Annotated in this window: 14 protein-coding genes; 7 read left to right on the forward strand and 7 right to left on the reverse strand. The window is 62.1% G+C overall.

Features of this window, described 5'->3' with window-relative positions; all coding sequences use genetic code 11:
* The first annotated feature begins 30 nt into the window (after positions 1-30).
* On the forward strand, positions 31-1,017 hold the full coding sequence (locus tag AB8B02_RS01165; RefSeq protein ID WP_089261939.1) for a TorF family putative porin: 987 nt from the start codon (positions 31-33) through the stop codon (positions 1,015-1,017).
* A 69-nt stretch (positions 1,018-1,086) separates the two neighbouring features.
* Positions 1,087-1,599, forward strand: a complete 513-nt coding sequence (locus AB8B02_RS01170) for an HPP family protein (protein WP_089261937.1) — start codon at positions 1,087-1,089, stop codon at positions 1,597-1,599.
* 16 nt (positions 1,600-1,615) lie between these two features.
* Here AB8B02_RS01170 and AB8B02_RS01175 read toward each other — a convergent pair whose 3' ends face one another.
* The gene (locus tag AB8B02_RS01175; RefSeq protein ID WP_439062884.1) at positions 1,616-3,361 is read right to left on the reverse strand and encodes an ABC transporter ATP-binding protein/permease; all 1,746 of its coding nucleotides are present in this window, start codon (positions 3,359-3,361) and stop codon (positions 1,616-1,618) included.
* A gap of 277 nt (positions 3,362-3,638) precedes the next feature.
* On the opposite strand from AB8B02_RS01175, the gene AB8B02_RS01180 reads away from it, so the two are divergent.
* Together AB8B02_RS01180 and AB8B02_RS01185 are read left to right on the forward strand one after the other, a co-directional pair.
* Positions 3,639-5,306, forward strand: coding sequence for an L-lactate permease (locus AB8B02_RS01180; RefSeq protein ID WP_439062885.1), 1,668 nt, complete (start codon positions 3,639-3,641; stop codon positions 5,304-5,306).
* Positions 5,307-5,474: 168 nt separating this feature from the next.
* Entirely contained in the window at positions 5,475-5,870 is a 396-nt protein-coding gene (locus AB8B02_RS01185; protein ID WP_374725702.1) for an META domain-containing protein, read from the forward strand.
* A gap of 135 nt (positions 5,871-6,005) precedes the next feature.
* Here the strand turns inward: AB8B02_RS01185 and AB8B02_RS01190 are convergent, their stop codons facing one another.
* The 3 genes from AB8B02_RS01190 to AB8B02_RS01200 all read right to left on the reverse strand — a co-directional run bounded on the left by AB8B02_RS01190 (position 6,006) and on the right by AB8B02_RS01200 (position 9,514).
* Positions 6,006-7,214 carry a hypothetical protein gene (locus AB8B02_RS01190; protein ID WP_439062886.1) on the reverse strand — a complete coding sequence of 403 codons (1,209 nt, stop codon included), beginning with the start codon at positions 7,212-7,214 and terminating at the stop codon, positions 6,006-6,008.
* A 200-nt stretch (positions 7,215-7,414) separates the two neighbouring features.
* Positions 7,415-9,061, reverse strand: coding sequence for a chaperonin GroEL (groL, locus tag AB8B02_RS01195; protein ID WP_089261930.1), 1,647 nt, complete (start codon positions 9,059-9,061; stop codon positions 7,415-7,417).
* 156 nt (positions 9,062-9,217) lie between these two features.
* The gene (locus AB8B02_RS01200) at positions 9,218-9,514 is read right to left on the reverse strand and encodes a co-chaperone GroES (protein ID WP_439062887.1); all 297 of its coding nucleotides are present in this window, start codon (positions 9,512-9,514) and stop codon (positions 9,218-9,220) included.
* 311 nt (positions 9,515-9,825) lie between these two features.
* On the opposite strand from AB8B02_RS01200, the gene AB8B02_RS01205 reads away from it, so the two are divergent.
* Both AB8B02_RS01205 and AB8B02_RS01210 read left to right on the forward strand, forming a co-directional pair.
* Entirely contained in the window at positions 9,826-10,353 is a 528-nt protein-coding gene (locus tag AB8B02_RS01205) for a hypothetical protein (RefSeq protein ID WP_068733601.1), read from the forward strand.
* Positions 10,354-10,400: 47 nt separating this feature from the next.
* Positions 10,401-11,609: an MFS transporter gene (locus tag AB8B02_RS01210; protein ID WP_439062888.1), complete on the forward strand. Its 1,209-nt coding sequence runs from the start codon at positions 10,401-10,403 to the stop codon at positions 11,607-11,609.
* A gap of 29 nt (positions 11,610-11,638) precedes the next feature.
* On the opposite strand, the gene AB8B02_RS01215 is transcribed toward AB8B02_RS01210, so the two are convergent.
* A complete protein-coding gene (locus AB8B02_RS01215; protein WP_439062889.1) occupies positions 11,639-12,412 on the reverse strand; it encodes a protein phosphatase CheZ in 774 nt (257 codons plus the stop codon).
* A gap of 296 nt (positions 12,413-12,708) precedes the next feature.
* Between AB8B02_RS01215 and AB8B02_RS01220 the strand changes: the two genes are divergently transcribed.
* Entirely contained in the window at positions 12,709-13,500 is a 792-nt protein-coding gene (locus tag AB8B02_RS01220) for a L,D-transpeptidase (protein WP_439062890.1), read from the forward strand.
* 256 nt (positions 13,501-13,756) lie between these two features.
* Here the strand turns inward: AB8B02_RS01220 and AB8B02_RS01225 are convergent, their stop codons facing one another.
* Positions 13,757-14,563 (reverse strand): DUF2076 domain-containing protein, encoded by an 807-nt coding sequence (locus tag AB8B02_RS01225; protein WP_175366448.1) that lies wholly within the window; start codon positions 14,561-14,563, stop codon positions 13,757-13,759.
* A 136-nt stretch (positions 14,564-14,699) separates the two neighbouring features.
* A complete protein-coding gene (locus tag AB8B02_RS01230) occupies positions 14,700-15,605 on the reverse strand; it encodes a LysR family transcriptional regulator (RefSeq protein WP_092139124.1) in 906 nt (301 codons plus the stop codon).
* Between the last annotated feature and the right edge of the window lie 110 nt (positions 15,606-15,715).

Raw genomic sequence — 15,715 nt, forward strand, 5'->3', positions numbered from 1 at the left:
CCTCTGGTTTCAAAAGTGATGGGGAATGTCATGAAGAAGATTGTTGTCGCCTCTGCTGCGGTGCTCGCCATGGGGATGAGCTCGGCTTCCGCAGCCGATCTGGGCGCGAAGATGTACAAGAAGGCGCCGCCGATCGTGGCGGCCTACGATCCTTGGGACATCGCTTTCGGCGCTGCCGTCATGAGCAACTACGTGTTCCGCGGTATCACCCAGTCGAACGGCAACAAGGGTTCGGTCGCAGCTTATTTCGAGCCGCGCTACAACATCACCAAGGACGTCCAGATCTACGCTGGTGTCTCCGGTGAGAGCATCGCCTTCCCGAACCGCGCGTCGATGGAACTCGATGGCTACTTCGGTATCCGCCCGACCTGGGGCGCAGCAGCGTTCGACTTCGGCTTCTTCTATTACGGCTATCCGGGCGGGCAGTGCTTCAACACCCCCGCCTTCTGCGGTGGTGATCTCTCCGCTGTCGCGCTGCCCAACGGCAGCGTCGCCAAGAAGAACGCAAGCTTCTACGAAGGCTATGCCAAGCTCAACTACACCTTCAACGACTACTTCTCGCTGGGCGGCAACGCGTTCTACTCACCGAACTTCCTGAACACCGGCGCCGAAGGTACCTATGCTTCGATCACCGGTAAGGTGATCGCGCCGTCGACCTGGTTCGGCTCGACCGGCATCGGCTCCTACGTTTCGGGCGAGTTCGGTCGCCAGTGGCTCGGCACTTCGGATTCCTTCTACGGTACCGTCGCCTTCCCGAACGGCATCAAGTACGCCGACTACAACACCTGGAACATCGGCATCGGCTTCACCTACAAGGTCTTCACGCTTGACCTGCGCTACTCGGACACCAACCTGTCCAAGGGTGATTGCAACGCCTTCACTTCGGACTTCACGGCTCCTGCCGCCGGCACCAACTTCACCGCGATCAACCCGTCGGGCGCTGGCTCGAGCTGGTGCGGTGCCACCGGCATCGTCAAGCTGTCGGCTGACCTGACCGCGATGACCAACCTGAAGTAATCGACTTCGACTGAGATCGAAGGGGCGGCAGAGCAATCTGCCGCCCCTTTTCTTTTGGGATAGGGCTTCATGAATCGGGACTGGTTGCGGCGCGCAGCGAAGACGATCCGTCGCAACAATCATCGCAATGCGCTGGCCGGCGCCGTTGCCGGGCTGGGGGCGGGGATTGCCATCGGTGTGATGGAGTTCTTCTCGGCGGTTGCGCATTATCCGCTGGTCATCATCCCCTTTGCGACCTCGATCGTCCTCGTGATCGGCTCACCCGAAGCCGAGCCGGCGCAGCCGCGCGCGTTGGTCGGCGGACACATCGTCGCGACGCTGGTAGGGCTCGCGGTGCTCAAGCTGACCGGCCCCCATGCCTGGGCCGCCGCCATGGCAGTCGGCCTCGCTGTGCTGGCGATGTATGTGACCGGCACATTCCACCCGCCTGCCGGGATCAACCCGTTGCTTGTCGTGTCTCACGCACTACCGTGGACGTTCCTGCTCGCGCCGGTGCTGGTCGGCGCGCTGCTGCTCGCGAGCTTCACGTTTGTTTGGCATCGCTATGCGGCAGGCCGCGACTGGCCGCGGCACTGGCTTTAGCGGGGCGTGTCACGCCTCAGGCGGTTTCCGTCCTCGCCTTTGCATCTCCTAGCGCGAAGTGATCGCCGGACCGCGTTAGCGACACCTTGCGCTGATGCAAGTCATCGAGCGTGTTGCGGTGGCCGATCGACACGATGGTCGTGCCAGGCAGCTTGTCTTCGAGCAGCCGATAAAGTGCTTCTTCCGAGGGCTCGTCGAGCGACGCAGTAGCCTCGTCAAGGAAGAGGTATTGCGGCTTTTGCAGCAGCGCGCGGGCGACGCCGAGACGCTGTTGTTCACCGAGCGACAGCATGCGATTCCAGTGCCCATCTTCGTCAAGCCGGGTCGCCAGCGCGGGCAGACCCACGGACCTGACGGCATCGGCGACCTCCTGTGGGCTGAACGCGTCGGTCCTGGCAGGATAGGCCACCGCATCCTGCAATGTACCGACCGGAAAATACGGCCGCTGCGGCAGCATCATGATCGCCGCATCCGCGGGGATCGAGATCTTGCCCTTGCCGAACGGCCAGATGCCGGCGATGGCGCGAAACAGCGTAGATTTTCCGGAGCCCGATGGGCCCGTAAACAGCGTGCGTTCCCCGCGGCGGAAGCTGAAGCCCGGCGTCTGCACCATGGGAGCGCCGTTGGGGAGGGTGAGCGTCAGATCGCTCAGTGCGATGTCACTGGTGCCGGTCTCAGTGGCGTGAACGATATCGGCCTTGGTCGTCAGGGCCTGTACGTTGGCAATGGCTGTCTCGAAGCCATCAAGGCGCATCACGCCGGACTGCCATTCCGCCAGTGTGCGATAGGCTGTGACGAAGAATGAAAGCGCACCCTGCACGGTGCCGAACGCATCCGCAGTCTGCATCACGGCGCCGAGCTGGACCTTCTCCGCAAAATAGGCTGGCGCGACCAGAACATAGGGCAGGATGATCGCGATCTGCTGATAGCTGACCGTGAAGGATGTCAGCTTCTTGGTGCGGCGCATGATGTCGATCCAGTTGCCGACGACCAGCTGGAAGCGGGTCGAGAGTCGCTGGCGCTCGACCGGTTCGCCGCGCAGCAGAGCGATCTGCTCGGCATTTTCGCGCGCACGCACCAGATTGAAGCGGAAGTCCGCTTCATAGCGCTGCTGCTGGAAATTCAGTGCCATCAATGGAGCGCCGATATAGTGCGTCAGCGCAGTGCCGATCACGGCGTAAACAAGCGCGCCCCAGACCAGATAGCCGGGAATCGGGATATCCCGGCCGAACACATGCAGCGGCGCCGCGTCGGACAGGCCCCACAGGATGATCACGAAGGAGAACAGCGTGACGACCGAACTCAACAGGCCGATGCCGATGTCGAGCGTCTTCTCCACGAACAGCTTCACGTCTTCGGCGATGCGCTGATCCGGGTTGTCGGCAGCGTCGCCCTGCAGCTGCATGCGATAGTGGTTGGCGTCGGCGAGCCAGTTGCCGAGATAGCGCTCGGTCATCCAGCGCCGCCAGCGGATCTGGAGCCACTGGTTGAGGTAGAGCTGATAGACCTTGAGTGCGATGTTGATCGCGGCAAGCACGCTGAAGTAAGCGAGCTGATAGGTGAAGACGTCGAGGTTTCTGTCCTGCAGTGCGTTGTAGAAGGTGTTGTTCCAGCGATTGAACAAAACGCTGAGACCGACCACCGCCAGCTCGATGGCGATCACCGCCGTGAGGAGTCCGAGTCCCGCCCATTTGTCCTCGGAACGAAAATAAGGAACCGCGATCCGCCAGACGGTCGCGAGCGTGGAGCGGATGTTATTCACAGGTCGTCTCCGGGAGGAGGGCCCTAAGCCCTTAAGATCAGAAATGAATTCCAGCGTTTAGACTAAAGTAGCTGGTTTGATGGCCTGCGGCACCTTGTCGCGAAACTGTGATTCACCCTAGCATGACGAAAAGCAGGGCATGGGGGCCTCGCCTTCGCGTAGCCTATGGGCGCTATCGGCTTTGACCGATCGTGGATGCCCTCGCAAGTGAACAATCAGCAATTTGCCGATCGATAACGATCGAGCCGCTGCAATAATATAAAGGGGGAAAACGGCCATGTGGAATCAGGTCTACAATCCATTCAATAGCTCGACGATCTCGACGCTTGTGGCCGCGATACCGGTGGTCGTCCTGCTGGTGCTGATCGCCACCAACAAGGTCAAGGCGCATATCGCAGCGATCATTGCGCTGGTGCTCGCCAATCTTGTGGCGATCTACGCATTCACGATGCCCGCCAATATGTCGCTTCGCGCATCGGCGCTCGGCGTCGTCACCGGCTTCTTCCCGATTGGCTGGATCGTCCTCAACGTCATCTTCATGTATCGCCTCACGGTGGATAGCGGCCGCTTCGAGGTACTGCAACGCGCCATCGGCGGTGTCACTAATGACCGCCGCCTGCAGATCCTGCTGATCGCGTTTTCGTTCGGCGCATTCTTCGAGGGCGCGTCGGGCTTCGGTACGCCGGTGGCCGTCACCGGCGCCGTGCTGATCGGCCTCGGTTTCTCGCCGCTTGCAGCATCGGGCCTGTCGCTGATCGCGAACACCGCGCCCGTCGCTTATGGCGCGCTCGGCACGCCAATCCAGGGCCTCGCCACCGTCACCGGCTTCGACCCCTTCATTCTGGGCGCGATGGTCGGTCGACAGTTGCCGGTCTTCTCCATGATCGTCCCGTTCTGGGTGGTCTGGGCCTTTGCCGGCTGGAAGGGCATGAAGGAAGTCTGGCCTGCCATCCTCGTTACCGCACTATCCTTCGCGATCCCGCAATTCGTAATCTCGAACTTCATCAATCCGTGGATCGTCGACATCGGCGCCTCGCTGATCTCGATGGGCGCGTTGATCCTGTTCCTGAAGGTCTGGCAGCCCAAGACGATCTGGACCTCGGCCGCGCTGCGCCAGCACGACGATTCCGCGTCCACCGTGCCGCCGGTGAAACCGATGAGCACGGAGAAGCTGACCTCGGCTCAGGTCTGGAGCGCGCTGACGCCATGGATCATCCTCTGCGTCATCCTGCTGGTCTGGGGCACCAACTGGTTCAAGGGGATCGTCAACCCGATCTTTTCCTGGAATTTTCCAGTGCCTGAACTGCACAACATGATCAACAAGGTGCCGCCGGTGGCCGCCAAGCCGACGCCGGAAGGCGCGGTGTTCGCGTTCACTTACGTCTCCTATACCGGCAGCGGCATGTTGCTGGCTGCGATCATCTCCGGCTTCATCATGGGCTTCTCGCCTGCGAAGATGATTGTGGAATATGGCCGCACCATCAAGATCTGCGCCTACTCGCTGATCACCATCTCGGCGATGCTGGCCATCGGCACGCTCACGCGTCTGTCGGGTGTCGACGCGACGCTCGGTCTGGCCTTCGCTGCCACCGGCGTGCTGTACCCGTTCTTCGGCACACTGCTTGGCTGGCTCGGTGTGGCGCTCACCGGTTCGGACACCGCATCGAACGTGCTGTTTGGCAACCTGCAGAGGATCACGTCCGAACAGCTCGGTCTGTCGCCGATCCTGATGAGCGCAGCGAACTCGTCCGGCGGCGTGATGGGCAAGATGATCGATGCGCAATCGATCGTTGTGGCCTCGACCGCAACCAACTGGTTCGGGCATGAGGGCACGATCCTGCGCTTCGTGTTCTGGCACTCGATCGTGCTGGCCTGCATGGTCGGCCTGTTCGTGATGCTGCAGGCCTATGTCTATCCGTTCACGTTGATGGTCCTGGCGCCGTAGGGTGCACGCAACGAACCAATGACGAATCCCCGCGGCTGCAAGGCCGCGGGGATTTTTCGTTGTCGCGCCATATTGTTTCCCGACGGTTCTGGTCAACCGTCGCGGCCGCGCGTAGAACCGCGGCCATTGTCGCCATCCACGATCACGCCGAGAATTCTTATGACTGCCATGACCACTTTGCTGCGGGCCGCTCTTGCCGGTGCGGCGTTTCTGATTGCCGTCCCTGCGCATGCCGCCGAAGAGTTTCCATTCGGCATGGAAATGACTCTGGATGCACAGCGTCAGCCCGGCTCGAAGCGGATTCCCAATCTGGAAATCGGCGAGGCCGGCGAGGCGCGGGTGGAGTTGTGGTGCAAGGGCGGCAAGGGGCAGTTCTCGGTCGCCGGCAACACCGTCGTCTTCGTCGCCGGCGCGATGGAGAACCGCAGTTGCTCGGACGCACAGGCCGCGATGGACGATCAGTTGATCGCCGATCTCGGCGCGGCCACCAACTGGCAGCGGCGCGGTGATGCAGTGACGTTCGTCGGGCCGAAGTCGCTGCGGTTTCGGCTGAATACGAACTAGAGCGGCTCGCGTAGGATGGGTAGAGCGCAGCGAAACCCATCGCTTTCGACGATTTTGGTTGATGGGTTTCGCGAAGGCGCTCTACCCATCCTACGCTTCGGCATTGCTAACGACGGCTGAGCAGAATGCTGTCACTCACTTCCAGTTCGAATTATCTGCATCCCAACGCTGTGCCTTGAACTCCGCCGCGACGGCCGCAACCGCGCCGTTGTCGTCGCGCGGATCGCTCTCTTCATCGGCCGTCGGCGAATCCGCGAGAGCCAGCTTCGCACCCGAAGTCTCATCCGCAGTGGTGACTGACGGCGTGCTGACCCACAGGATGAGCTTATCCGTCGTGCCGGGCTTGTCGGGAGCGATGATCGCGTTGACCTCGACCGTCTCGGTCAATTCGAGCGCGGGCAGTACCTGACTCGGGCGCTTGAAGGTCAGCTTGAGCTTTCCGGTCTCATCGTCCCATGACGTGGCGGCAGGTTTGCCCGACATGGTCTTGGCGAGCACATTCGCCAGCGCCGTAGCAACCTTGTCGCGATTGATCTTGTCGCCATCGCGCCAGTCGGCTGCCGCAAAGCGCACGGTACGATCCATGTCGATAGCGCCCGTGGTCCAGCCGACATTGACGACGCCGGGATAGGTCTTGGTTTTGGCGACGAAAGCCGCAGCGCGTTCCGGGTCGATGGCGAGGCTGATGACCTGCTCGCCGGCGCGCAGTGCATCGCACGATACGGCCAGGCTGTTCAACGCGACCTCGACATTCTGCCCGCGCAGCGTGCGGACGAAATCGAGTGCCGCTTCGAGCTTGATCTTGACCGCGATCGCTTCGGGCGACACTTCGGTGAAATCCTTCGGTGCGGGCGCGATATTGTCGTCGGTGGACTGATTGTCCTGGAATTCCTTCTCGCTCTGATCCGAATTGTCCGAAGACGTCACGTTGTTGTTGGTCTGACCGACCGAGATCTGTCCCTTGAATTCGAACGTGTCGCCGGTCGGCCGGCGGTTCAGCTTGATGGTCACCGGCAGCTTGTCGACCTGGGTCTGCGTTGCGCCGGTCAGCGTCGAACCACTGACCGTGAGATTGGCGACGAAGCGATCCTTGCGGTCGCTGCCCTTCTCGGCGGGATAGCAGACATCAAGCGTCGCGGCCGTGACGGCCTTGCCCTGCCGGGTCTCGCGCAGGATGACGTCGGCATTGCCGTTCATGACCCCGTCGATCGAGGTGAAATAGCGCGTCTCGGGGCCTGCCGGCTGGCTCTTCGGCGCGGCTTTCACCTGCGCGAAGGCGTGGTGGACGGTCGCAACCGAGCCGGTGACCGTAAGGCCGAGCAGACAAAGATGAAGCGCGCGCATTTCAAAAGTCCCTGGACGTTATCGACGTGTCTCCGGGCGGATTTATCTGATTCCGCCCATGCGAGATTAATCACGGGATTGAATCAGAACCGCGACCAAGGCGAAAGGCCATAAGTCGGAGGCGCATTGTATCAGGGCAAAAAAGAAGGCCGCCTCCGGGCGGCCTTCGATCACAATGCAGTTGAGCGTGAAAGCAGGGCTTAGAAGCCCATGCCTCCCATTCCGCCCATACCGCCGCCACCGCCCGGCATCGCTGGTGCAGCTTCCTTCGGCAGTTCGGCGACCATGGCTTCGGTGGTGACCAGAAGGCCGGCAACCGAGGCGGCGTCCTGCAGTGCAGTACGCACCACCTTGGCCGGATCGATGATGCCCTTGGCGACCATGTCGACATAGGTTTCGGTCTGCGCATCGAAGCCGAAGGTCTCGGACTTCTCGTCCAGGATCTTGCCGACCACGATCGAACCTTCAACGCCGGCGTTTTCGGCGATCTGGCGGATCGGAGCTTCCAACGCCTTCAGCACGATGTTGATACCGGCCTGCACATCGGCGTTCTCGTTGGTGAGACGGCCGACGGCCTTCTTGGCACGCAGAAGCGCAGTGCCGCCACCGGGGACGATGCCTTCCTGAACGGCCGCGCGGGTCGCGTTCAGCGCGTCATCCACGCGATCCTTCTTTTCCTTCACTTCGACTTCGGTCGCGCCGCCGACGCGGATGACCGCGACGCCGCCAGCCAGCTTGGCCAGACGCTCCTGCAGCTTCTCACGGTCGTAGTCCGAGGTGGTTTCCTCGATCTGCGCCTTGATCTGGTTGACGCGAGCCTCAATGGCCGGCTTCTTGCCAGCGCCGTTGACGACGGTGGTGTTTTCCTTGTCGATCACGACCTTCTTGGCGCGGCCGAGCATGGCGAGCGTGACGCTTTCCAGCTTCATGCCGAGATCTTCCGAGACGAGCTGACCGCCGGTCAGGATCGCAAGGTCTTCCAGCATCGCCTTGCGGCGATCGCCGAAGCCCGGTGCCTTGACGGCAGCAACCTTGAGGCCGCCGCGCAGGCGGTTGACGACGAGGGTGGCGAGGGCTTCGCCTTCGACGTCTTCAGCGATGATCAGGAGCGGCTTGCCCGACTGCACCACGGCTTCGAGTACCGGCAGCATGGCCTGCAGGCTGGAGATCTTCTTCTCGACGAGCAGGACGTACACGTCCTCGAGCTCGGCGGTCATCTTCTCGGCATTGGTGACGAAGTAGGGCGACAGATAGCCGCGATCGAACTTCATGCCCTCGACGATGTCGACTTCGGTCTCGAGCGACTTGTTCTCTTCAACCGTGATGACGCCTTCGTTGCCGACCTTCTGCATTGCCTGAGCGATCATCTTGCCGATGGCAGCGTCGCCGTTGGCGGAGATGGTGCCGACCTGGGCGACTTCGGCCGAAGACGCAACCGGCTTGGCGCGCTTGGTGATGTCCTTGATGACGGCGGCGACGGCGATATCGATGCCGCGCTTGAGGTCCATCGGGTTCATACCGGCAGCAACCGACTTGGCGCCTTCACGGACGATGGCCTGGGCCAGCACGGTGGCGGTGGTGGTGCCGTCGCCTGCGGTGTCGTTGGTCTTCGAGGCGACTTCGCGCAGCATCTGCGCGCCCATGTTCTCGAACTTGTCCTCGAGCTCGATCTCCTTGGCGACGGTGACGCCGTCCTTGGTGATGCGCGGAGCGCCGAACGACTTCTCGATCACGACATTGCGGCCCTTCGGACCGAGCGTGACCTTGACGGCGTTGGCGAGAATATCGACGCCGCGCAGCATGCGATCGCGCGCGTCTCCGGAGAATTTAACGTCTTTGGCTGCCATGTTGATGGTGCTCCAAGTGATGGGAATTTGAAATTAAAACGCTGTCATGGCCGGGCTTGACCCGGCCATCCACGCCTTGCCGAGCTTGCGGCCTAGACGTGGATCACCGGGACAAGCCCGGTGACGACGGCGTGTGGGGAGGCTGAAGCGAGTCGCTTAGGCGATCACGCCCATGATGTCCGACTCCTTCATGATGAGGAGTTCTTCGCCATCGAGTTTGATCTCGGTGCCCGACCACTTGCCGAACAGAACCTTGTCGCCGATCTTGATGTCGATCGGGATCAGCTTGCCGGCTTCGTCGCGGCCACCGGGGCCGACGCCGACGACTTCGCCTTCAGACGGCTTTTCCTTGGCGCTGTCCGGGATGATGATGCCGCCCTTGGTCTTCTCGTCGGCCACGATGCGCTTGACGACGACGCGGTCGTGCAGTGGGCGGAATTTGGTCTTGGCCATGGGAGTGTCCCTTTAGGGTTTGCGATTTCGTTGCCATCTCGGAGGCGGGCGGGAATCCAGCCGGAACGCTCAAGGCGGCCGGCTCATTCCCTTAGCAATCGCGCTCCGGGAGTGCTAATTGAGCGTCCGGGAAATATGGCCAGACGCTTTTTGAGTCAAGCGAGGCCTTAAGGCCTTGGTGAGGCCAATATAGGATGATCTGGAAACCATAATGGAGAGTCGGCGTAATTCTGCCGACCTCATTGCGCCGTCAGGTGTTTTGCGCTTGGCTGCCGGGACGGGCAGCCGGGGAATTTGCTCTAGGGGATAATATGATCAGGTCACGCTACGCCCGCACGGTTGCCCATCTGGCGATCGTTTCAACTTTGGCGCTGTCATTGGGCGGGTGCGGCACGTCTGGTGGATTGGGCGGGTTCAGCTTTGGGAACTCGCAGCCGACACCGCCGCCGGAGCCCCCGCCGGCGCCGGAACTGCCAGCCTCGATCCGCTCGGAAGAACTCGTCGGCCGCTGGGGTCTGGCGTCCTACATGAATCCCAACGATCGCGTTCGCACCGAGAATGCCGCGCGCGGCCAGTGCAAGCAGCCCTATATCATCGGCCAGGGCGCCACCGGCGGGGTCATCATGCATCTTGCCGACGAGGCGACGCCGCAGGAACTGCGCCTCAAGGGCTCGCCGAGCGGCAAGAACTATATCGGCCCGCCCGGTCCCGCCGGTGGTGAGAAGGATCGCGAGATCGTCTCCTTCGACGGTCGGATTCTCGTCACACGCTTCATCGACAAGGACGCTGCGGTTCGCTACGGCAACATGGTCTATGTCCGTTGCGCACCCAAGGCCTGACCTGAGGCGTAAGGCGGGTCCCGCCACTCCCTTGAAGACGTGAGCCCATGCACCGATTGCGCGACCTTGTTTTCGGACCGGGCCGCGCGGTCCTTGTGCTGGCATTCACCCAGATCCTGACCTGGGGCATCCTGATCTATCCACCGGTGCTGACCATGCCACATGTCACGGCGGCGCATGGCTGGTCGCTGGCCTTCGGCATGGCGGGCTTTTCGCTGGGGCTGATTGTATCGGGACTGCTGTCGCCGGTGGTTGGTGGATTGATCGACCGCCACGGCGGCAATGTCGTCATGGCATCGGGCGCGTTGGCCGGTGCCTTGGGTCTCGCTCTATTTTCAGTCGCCGATCATCCCGCGACCTATCTGGCCTGCTGGCTGTTGCTCGGCGCTGCAATGTCGGCGTCGCTCTACGATCCCGCCTTCGCCACGCTGACGCGCATCTTCGGTGCCTCGGCGCGGCGGCAGATCACCTTCGTGACCTTTGCAGGCGGCTTCGCCTCGACGGTCGGCTGGCCGGCGACCCATCTTCTGCTTGAGGCTGTCGGCTGGCGCGGGACCTATCTGACCTTCGCAGCGATCTTCGCCTTTGTCGTTGCGCCGCTTCATGCTTTTGCATTGCCGCGCCACGTCGCCGTCGCGCCTCTGCCCGTGGTGGACGCCGTTGTCGTTCCCCAGCAGGCAACCCTGCGCCCGGAAGGCTGGCCGTTCATCCTGCTGGCGGCGGCGTTCTCGCTTTACAGCTTCATTCTGTCGGGCGTGACCTCGAACCTGCTGGCGCTGCTGGAGCGCGGCGGGCTCAGTGCTGCAACGGCGGTGACCATCGGTGCGATGTTCGGACCGGCGCAGGTGGCATCGCGGCTGGCGGACTTCATGCTGGCGGGGCGCACCCATCCGCTGTGGATCGCGCGCGGGGCGGTGGTGCTTGTAGTATCGGCCTTCGCAATGCTGGCCTTTGCAGGGATTTCGTTTCCGCTGGCGGCCTTGTTCGCTATCGGATTCGGCGCCGCCAATGGCGTCATGACCATCGCGCGCGGTGCGTTGCCGCTTCTGATGTTTGGCCCGGTGGGGTATGGCCGCGTCATCGGCCGCATCGCGCGGCCGGCTTTGTTCGTGCAGGCCTTCGCGCCATTCGTGGTGGCGTCCGCAGTCGAGACGCTGTCGGACCGCACTGTACTGCTGCTTGGGACCGTGCTGGCGCTGGCGGTGTTGGTCTGTTTCCTACTAATAAAAACGCCGGGCACTGCTGCCCGGCGTTAAGCTATTTCTAACGGTGGTCGAAGGTTGTGTTAGCCGAACAGCGCGTCGATATCGTCCTGCGAAGCATGGCCGATGTCGCCGTCCAGCTTCGGGCCGTTGAGTAGCTTGTCGTCTTCGCTGCGGTCATCGACCTTGGCTGGCGCATGCGCTTTGATCTCATCGACGCCACCCCAGATGTCCATCATCGCAGTAATGCGGTTTTCGATGAACTTCATCGTGGTCATCACCTTGCTGATACGCTGGCCGGTGAGGTCCTGGAAGTTACAGGCTTCGAAGATCGCGACGACGTTATCGCCGATCTCTTCCAGCATCTGCTTCTGCTGATCGGGTGAGGTCACCTTGCCGAGCGCTGTCGATGCATTATCGATGGCTTCGGCTGCGGCGAGAATCTGCTGCGTGGCTTCTTCGGTGCCGCCGACGACGGCGCCGAGTTCACCGTTGACCTTCGCCATTTCGTCGCCTTCGAAGCTCTTGCCGTGAAGAACTGCGATTTCCATCTTGGTACGGGTAATGGCGTCGTGGATCAGATCGAGTTCGATCTTGAGCTTTTCGCACTGCTCGATCTGAGCGCGATAGGTGGCCAGCAGCGCCTGCGCTTCCGCAACCTGCTGATCGGCGGCGGCGCCGACCTGATCTGTCACGGCGTTGCGGGCCGGCGCTCCCATCTGCGCGCGGATCGCGCGGAGCTCAGCCATGATTTCGCGATGCATTGGCATCGGCTCGCTGCTGCCCACCACTTCATTGGGCATAGGTGCAGTACCGAAAACTTCTTCAATGCGAAATCGCTTGCGACGAACAGACATCAGGTCCCCCAACGTTCAATCAATCCCCCATTCGTATACCCATGAGTTTAACGTGAAGTTCACGCGGGAACATCGCACCGATAGCCGATAATCGCTGCGCAAACTGTTAGTTAACCATGGGGCTTTCGCGTTCATTCAAAATAAACGCTACTAAATAGAACTGCGCCGTTTGACGACGTGGTGAATCCAAACGGCGATTGTGTTTACCAAACCGAGGCGATTTTAACCTTAAGTCGGAGTGTGCAAAGCGCTTCTCAGGTGAGAACGCGCACGACGAAACAGTACAGAGTACGTCGATGTTCAGAAAGTTCTCTCTCACGCTTCTTGCCAGCGCATCTTTCATCGCCGCTGGATCGCATCAGGCGCTTGCGGTGGAAGCCGCGGCGCAATTCGCCGAGCCTCCGGTGGTGTATGCGCAGCAGCCGCAGCGCCCGATGCAGCGCACGGCCTATGCCGAACGTTCGCGCATGGGCGGCGGCTTCATCGAGTTTCTGTTCAGCGACGGTCCGGCGCAGCAGGGCCAGCGTTATCAGCAACAGCCGGACTACTCTTACGAGCAGCGACGTTCGCTGCTGCCGCCGATGGATCCGCAACAGCGCGTCTATCAGCAGGAAGAGACGGCAGATGCCGCACGCCCCGCGCTCGATCCCAAGTATCAGCCGCAGATGGTCGAGTATCAGGGCAGCGAAAGCGCCGGCACCATCGTTGTCGATACGCCGAACAAGTTCCTGTTTCTGGTGCAGGGCGGTGGCAAGGCGATGCGCTATGGCATCGGCGTCGGCCGTCCAGGCTTCACCTGGTCCGGTGTGAAGACGATCACGGCGAAGAAGGAATGGCCGTCGTGGACGCCGCCGAAGGAAATGCTGGCGCGCCGTCCTGATCTGCCGCGTTACATGGAAGGCGGTCCGGAAAATCCGCTCGGTGCGCGTGCGATGTATCTCGGCTCGACCCTGTATCGTATTCACGGCTCCAACGAGCCATGGACGATCGGTACGAACGTTTCCTCAGGCTGCATCCGCATGCGCAACGAGGACGTCATCGATCTCTATGGCCGCGTCGGCGTTGGCGCCCGGGTGGTCGTGATCTGATCTTACTTAACCTCTCCCCGCTGTGCGGGGAGAGGTCGGCGCGCAGCGCCGGGTGAGGGGCGGGGCATGCGCTCTCATCACGAAGGGACTGTCGAATCCCACCGTTACGCGGCCGGCCATCTTTTGCTGCTAAAATCCGATCCGATAGTTGAGCGACCGAGGCTCATATCGCGCGATGCCCCTCACCCGTCCGGCTTCGCCGGCCGACCTCTCCCCGTAAAAAACGGGGAGAGGTTAAGGCTGCGTCGCCCGACAATTATGCCAAATCGCTATCGTCGGAATCCATGTCCATGGCGTCGTAATCGCCGTCGTCCTGGTCTTGATCCTGGTCCTGATCGGCATCGGCCTGCGCCTGATCGAAGGATCCGGCGCGGGAGCCGCTGGACGAACCGATATCATTGACGCCGGCCTGATTGCCGAGGTTGCCGCCGGAGGAATCCGAACCGGAGCTCCACGGGCTCTTGCTCTCGCTGGCATTGGCGGCGTCACCGAAACCCTGCTGGTGGCTGCCGCCCATCATCGAACGGATGCTGCCGAGCAATAACGAGCCGCCGACCACGCCGGCTGCTGCCGCCGCAGCTGTACCCAGGAACGAACCGCCACCACCGGCTTGCGGTTGTTGCTGGCCGAACTGGCCTGGTCCCGGACCCTGGCCGTATCCGCCCTGACCATAGCCGCCCTGCGGTTGTGGCTGGCCGATGACCTGCCCGGTGTTCCAGGCAGGACGGCTCGGCTCGGGCGGGCGAACGCTCGGCACCGAGCCGCGCGGCTGGTTCGGGTTCTGACCCTGACCGAACAGGGCGTCCCGCATCGAATCGAGGAAACCGCCCTGAGCGGCCTGTTCGGGGGCGCCGTTGCCTTCCAGTTGCTGGATGCGCTCATGGGCGCGCTTCAGCGCTTCGTCCTGCAGCAATACGGTCTGCACCAGCGCATAGACCGCATTGGGTGCGCGGCGCTGGCCCTGCGCAATGGCGTCGAGCGCGTCTGGATCGCGTGGCGCGCCTTCGACCTTGCTGAGCCGGTCAAAGAGATCGTCAACCAGTTGGCGTTCTTGCGGTGTCATGGCGTCCTCTGTCTTCAAAGCGCGCTTGCTTTGCGCGCTGGAGATGTAGTGACGCTTTGTGTCGCAATAAGTGCCGCCTGGATTAAATTTAGTTATGCGACAAAACGACCGGCAGGCCTTGTCGTGCTTCCTCGTGTCATGCTTCCTGCGCGTAGCGCGCCAGATTGGCCTTCAGCATGTCGAGAATCTGATCCCGTGCCGGATCGCGGGTCCCTCTGACCCACGCCGCGGCGAGCGGAAGCCTGTTCATTGCCGCCATACCTAGCGGCATATAGCGCACGCCGCGTGCGGGCATGCGGGAGGTCCAGCGCGGCACGATCGCCAGTCCGATTTCGGCGGCGACGAGATTGACGATGGTCTGCTTCTCGTCAGCGATCTGCACGACATTCGCCTGCAGCCCGGATTCCGCAAACAGCTTCATCGTCAGGTCATGACTATGCGGCCGCGACCGTCGCTCCGGCACGATTAGCGGCTCGTCGGCGATATCGGCGATCGTCAGATGCGTGCGCGACGCCAGCGGATGGCGTTCGGAGACGGCCACGACGGCTGTCTCGTGAAACAGAAACATGAATTCCAGCCGCTTGTCGGCACTCTCGGGCGGTCGGACGAAAGCGAGATCGAGCCGGCCCGACAGCAAGCGCGGCAGCAGCCGGATCGTCTTGTCCTCATCCAGCTTGATGGCAAGGTCAGGGGCGCGTTCGCGAAGATCGTGAAGCAGCGCCGGCAGAAGTCCGGCGGCGGCGCTGTCGATTGCGCCGACCCGGATCGTGGCTGCACGGGCCCGCACGCGTGCGCGGAAGGACGACGCGATCTGATCCGCGCGGGCGAGCAGGTCGCGTGCCTGTTTCAGAAACTCGACGCCGTCATCGGTGAGGGCGACGCTGCGCGTCGTGCGCGTCAGCAGACGTGTGCCGAGATCGTCCTCGAGGAGGCGGATGTAGCGGCCGAGTGCGGACGGCATCATCTCGAGCCGCTGCGCCGCGCGGCCGAAATGCAGTTCGTCCGCCGCCGTCACGAAACAGCGCAACTGGTGCAGATCCATCAAGCCTCCCGATGGCGCCCTTCGGCCGCCTCGGGAGTTATTATATCATTTATTTGTATAAACAACCGCGATTGAGCCCGGCGTAGCTCGCCTGCAGGGTAGGGAGAGCC

Source organism: Tardiphaga sp. 862_B3_N4_1, assembly GCF_051811085.1.
GTDB classification, from domain to species: Bacteria; Pseudomonadota; Alphaproteobacteria; order Rhizobiales; family Xanthobacteraceae; genus Tardiphaga; species Tardiphaga robiniae.

Bases quoted from the DNA above. Each gene is read 5' to 3' on its own strand.
- AB8B02_RS01165 (WP_089261939.1), top strand. From the start codon at position 31: ATGAAGAAGATTGTTGTCGCCTCTGCTGCGGTGCTCGCCATGGGGATG.
- AB8B02_RS01170 (WP_089261937.1), top strand. From the start codon at position 1,087: ATGAATCGGGACTGGTTGCGGCGCGCAGCGAAGACGATCCGTCGCAAC.
- AB8B02_RS01180 (WP_439062885.1), top strand. From the start codon at position 3,639: ATGTGGAATCAGGTCTACAATCCATTCAATAGCTCGACGATCTCGACG.
- AB8B02_RS01185 (WP_374725702.1), top strand. From the start codon at position 5,475: ATGACCACTTTGCTGCGGGCCGCTCTTGCCGGTGCGGCGTTTCTGATT.
- AB8B02_RS01190 (WP_439062886.1), bottom strand. From the start codon at position 7,214: ATGCGCGCGCTTCATCTTTGTCTGCTCGGCCTTACGGTCACCGGCTCG.
- groL (WP_089261930.1), bottom strand. From the start codon at position 9,061: ATGGCAGCCAAAGACGTTAAATTCTCCGGAGACGCGCGCGATCGCATG.
- AB8B02_RS01200 (WP_439062887.1), bottom strand. From the start codon at position 9,514: ATGGCCAAGACCAAATTCCGCCCACTGCACGACCGCGTCGTCGTCAAG.
- AB8B02_RS01205 (WP_068733601.1), top strand. From the start codon at position 9,826: ATGATCAGGTCACGCTACGCCCGCACGGTTGCCCATCTGGCGATCGTT.
- AB8B02_RS01210 (WP_439062888.1), top strand. From the start codon at position 10,401: ATGCACCGATTGCGCGACCTTGTTTTCGGACCGGGCCGCGCGGTCCTT.
- AB8B02_RS01215 (WP_439062889.1), bottom strand. From the start codon at position 12,412: ATGTCTGTTCGTCGCAAGCGATTTCGCATTGAAGAAGTTTTCGGTACT.
- AB8B02_RS01220 (WP_439062890.1), top strand. From the start codon at position 12,709: ATGTTCAGAAAGTTCTCTCTCACGCTTCTTGCCAGCGCATCTTTCATC.
- AB8B02_RS01225 (WP_175366448.1), bottom strand. From the start codon at position 14,563: ATGACACCGCAAGAACGCCAACTGGTTGACGATCTCTTTGACCGGCTC.
- AB8B02_RS01230 (WP_092139124.1), bottom strand. From the start codon at position 15,605: ATGGATCTGCACCAGTTGCGCTGTTTCGTGACGGCGGCGGACGAACTG.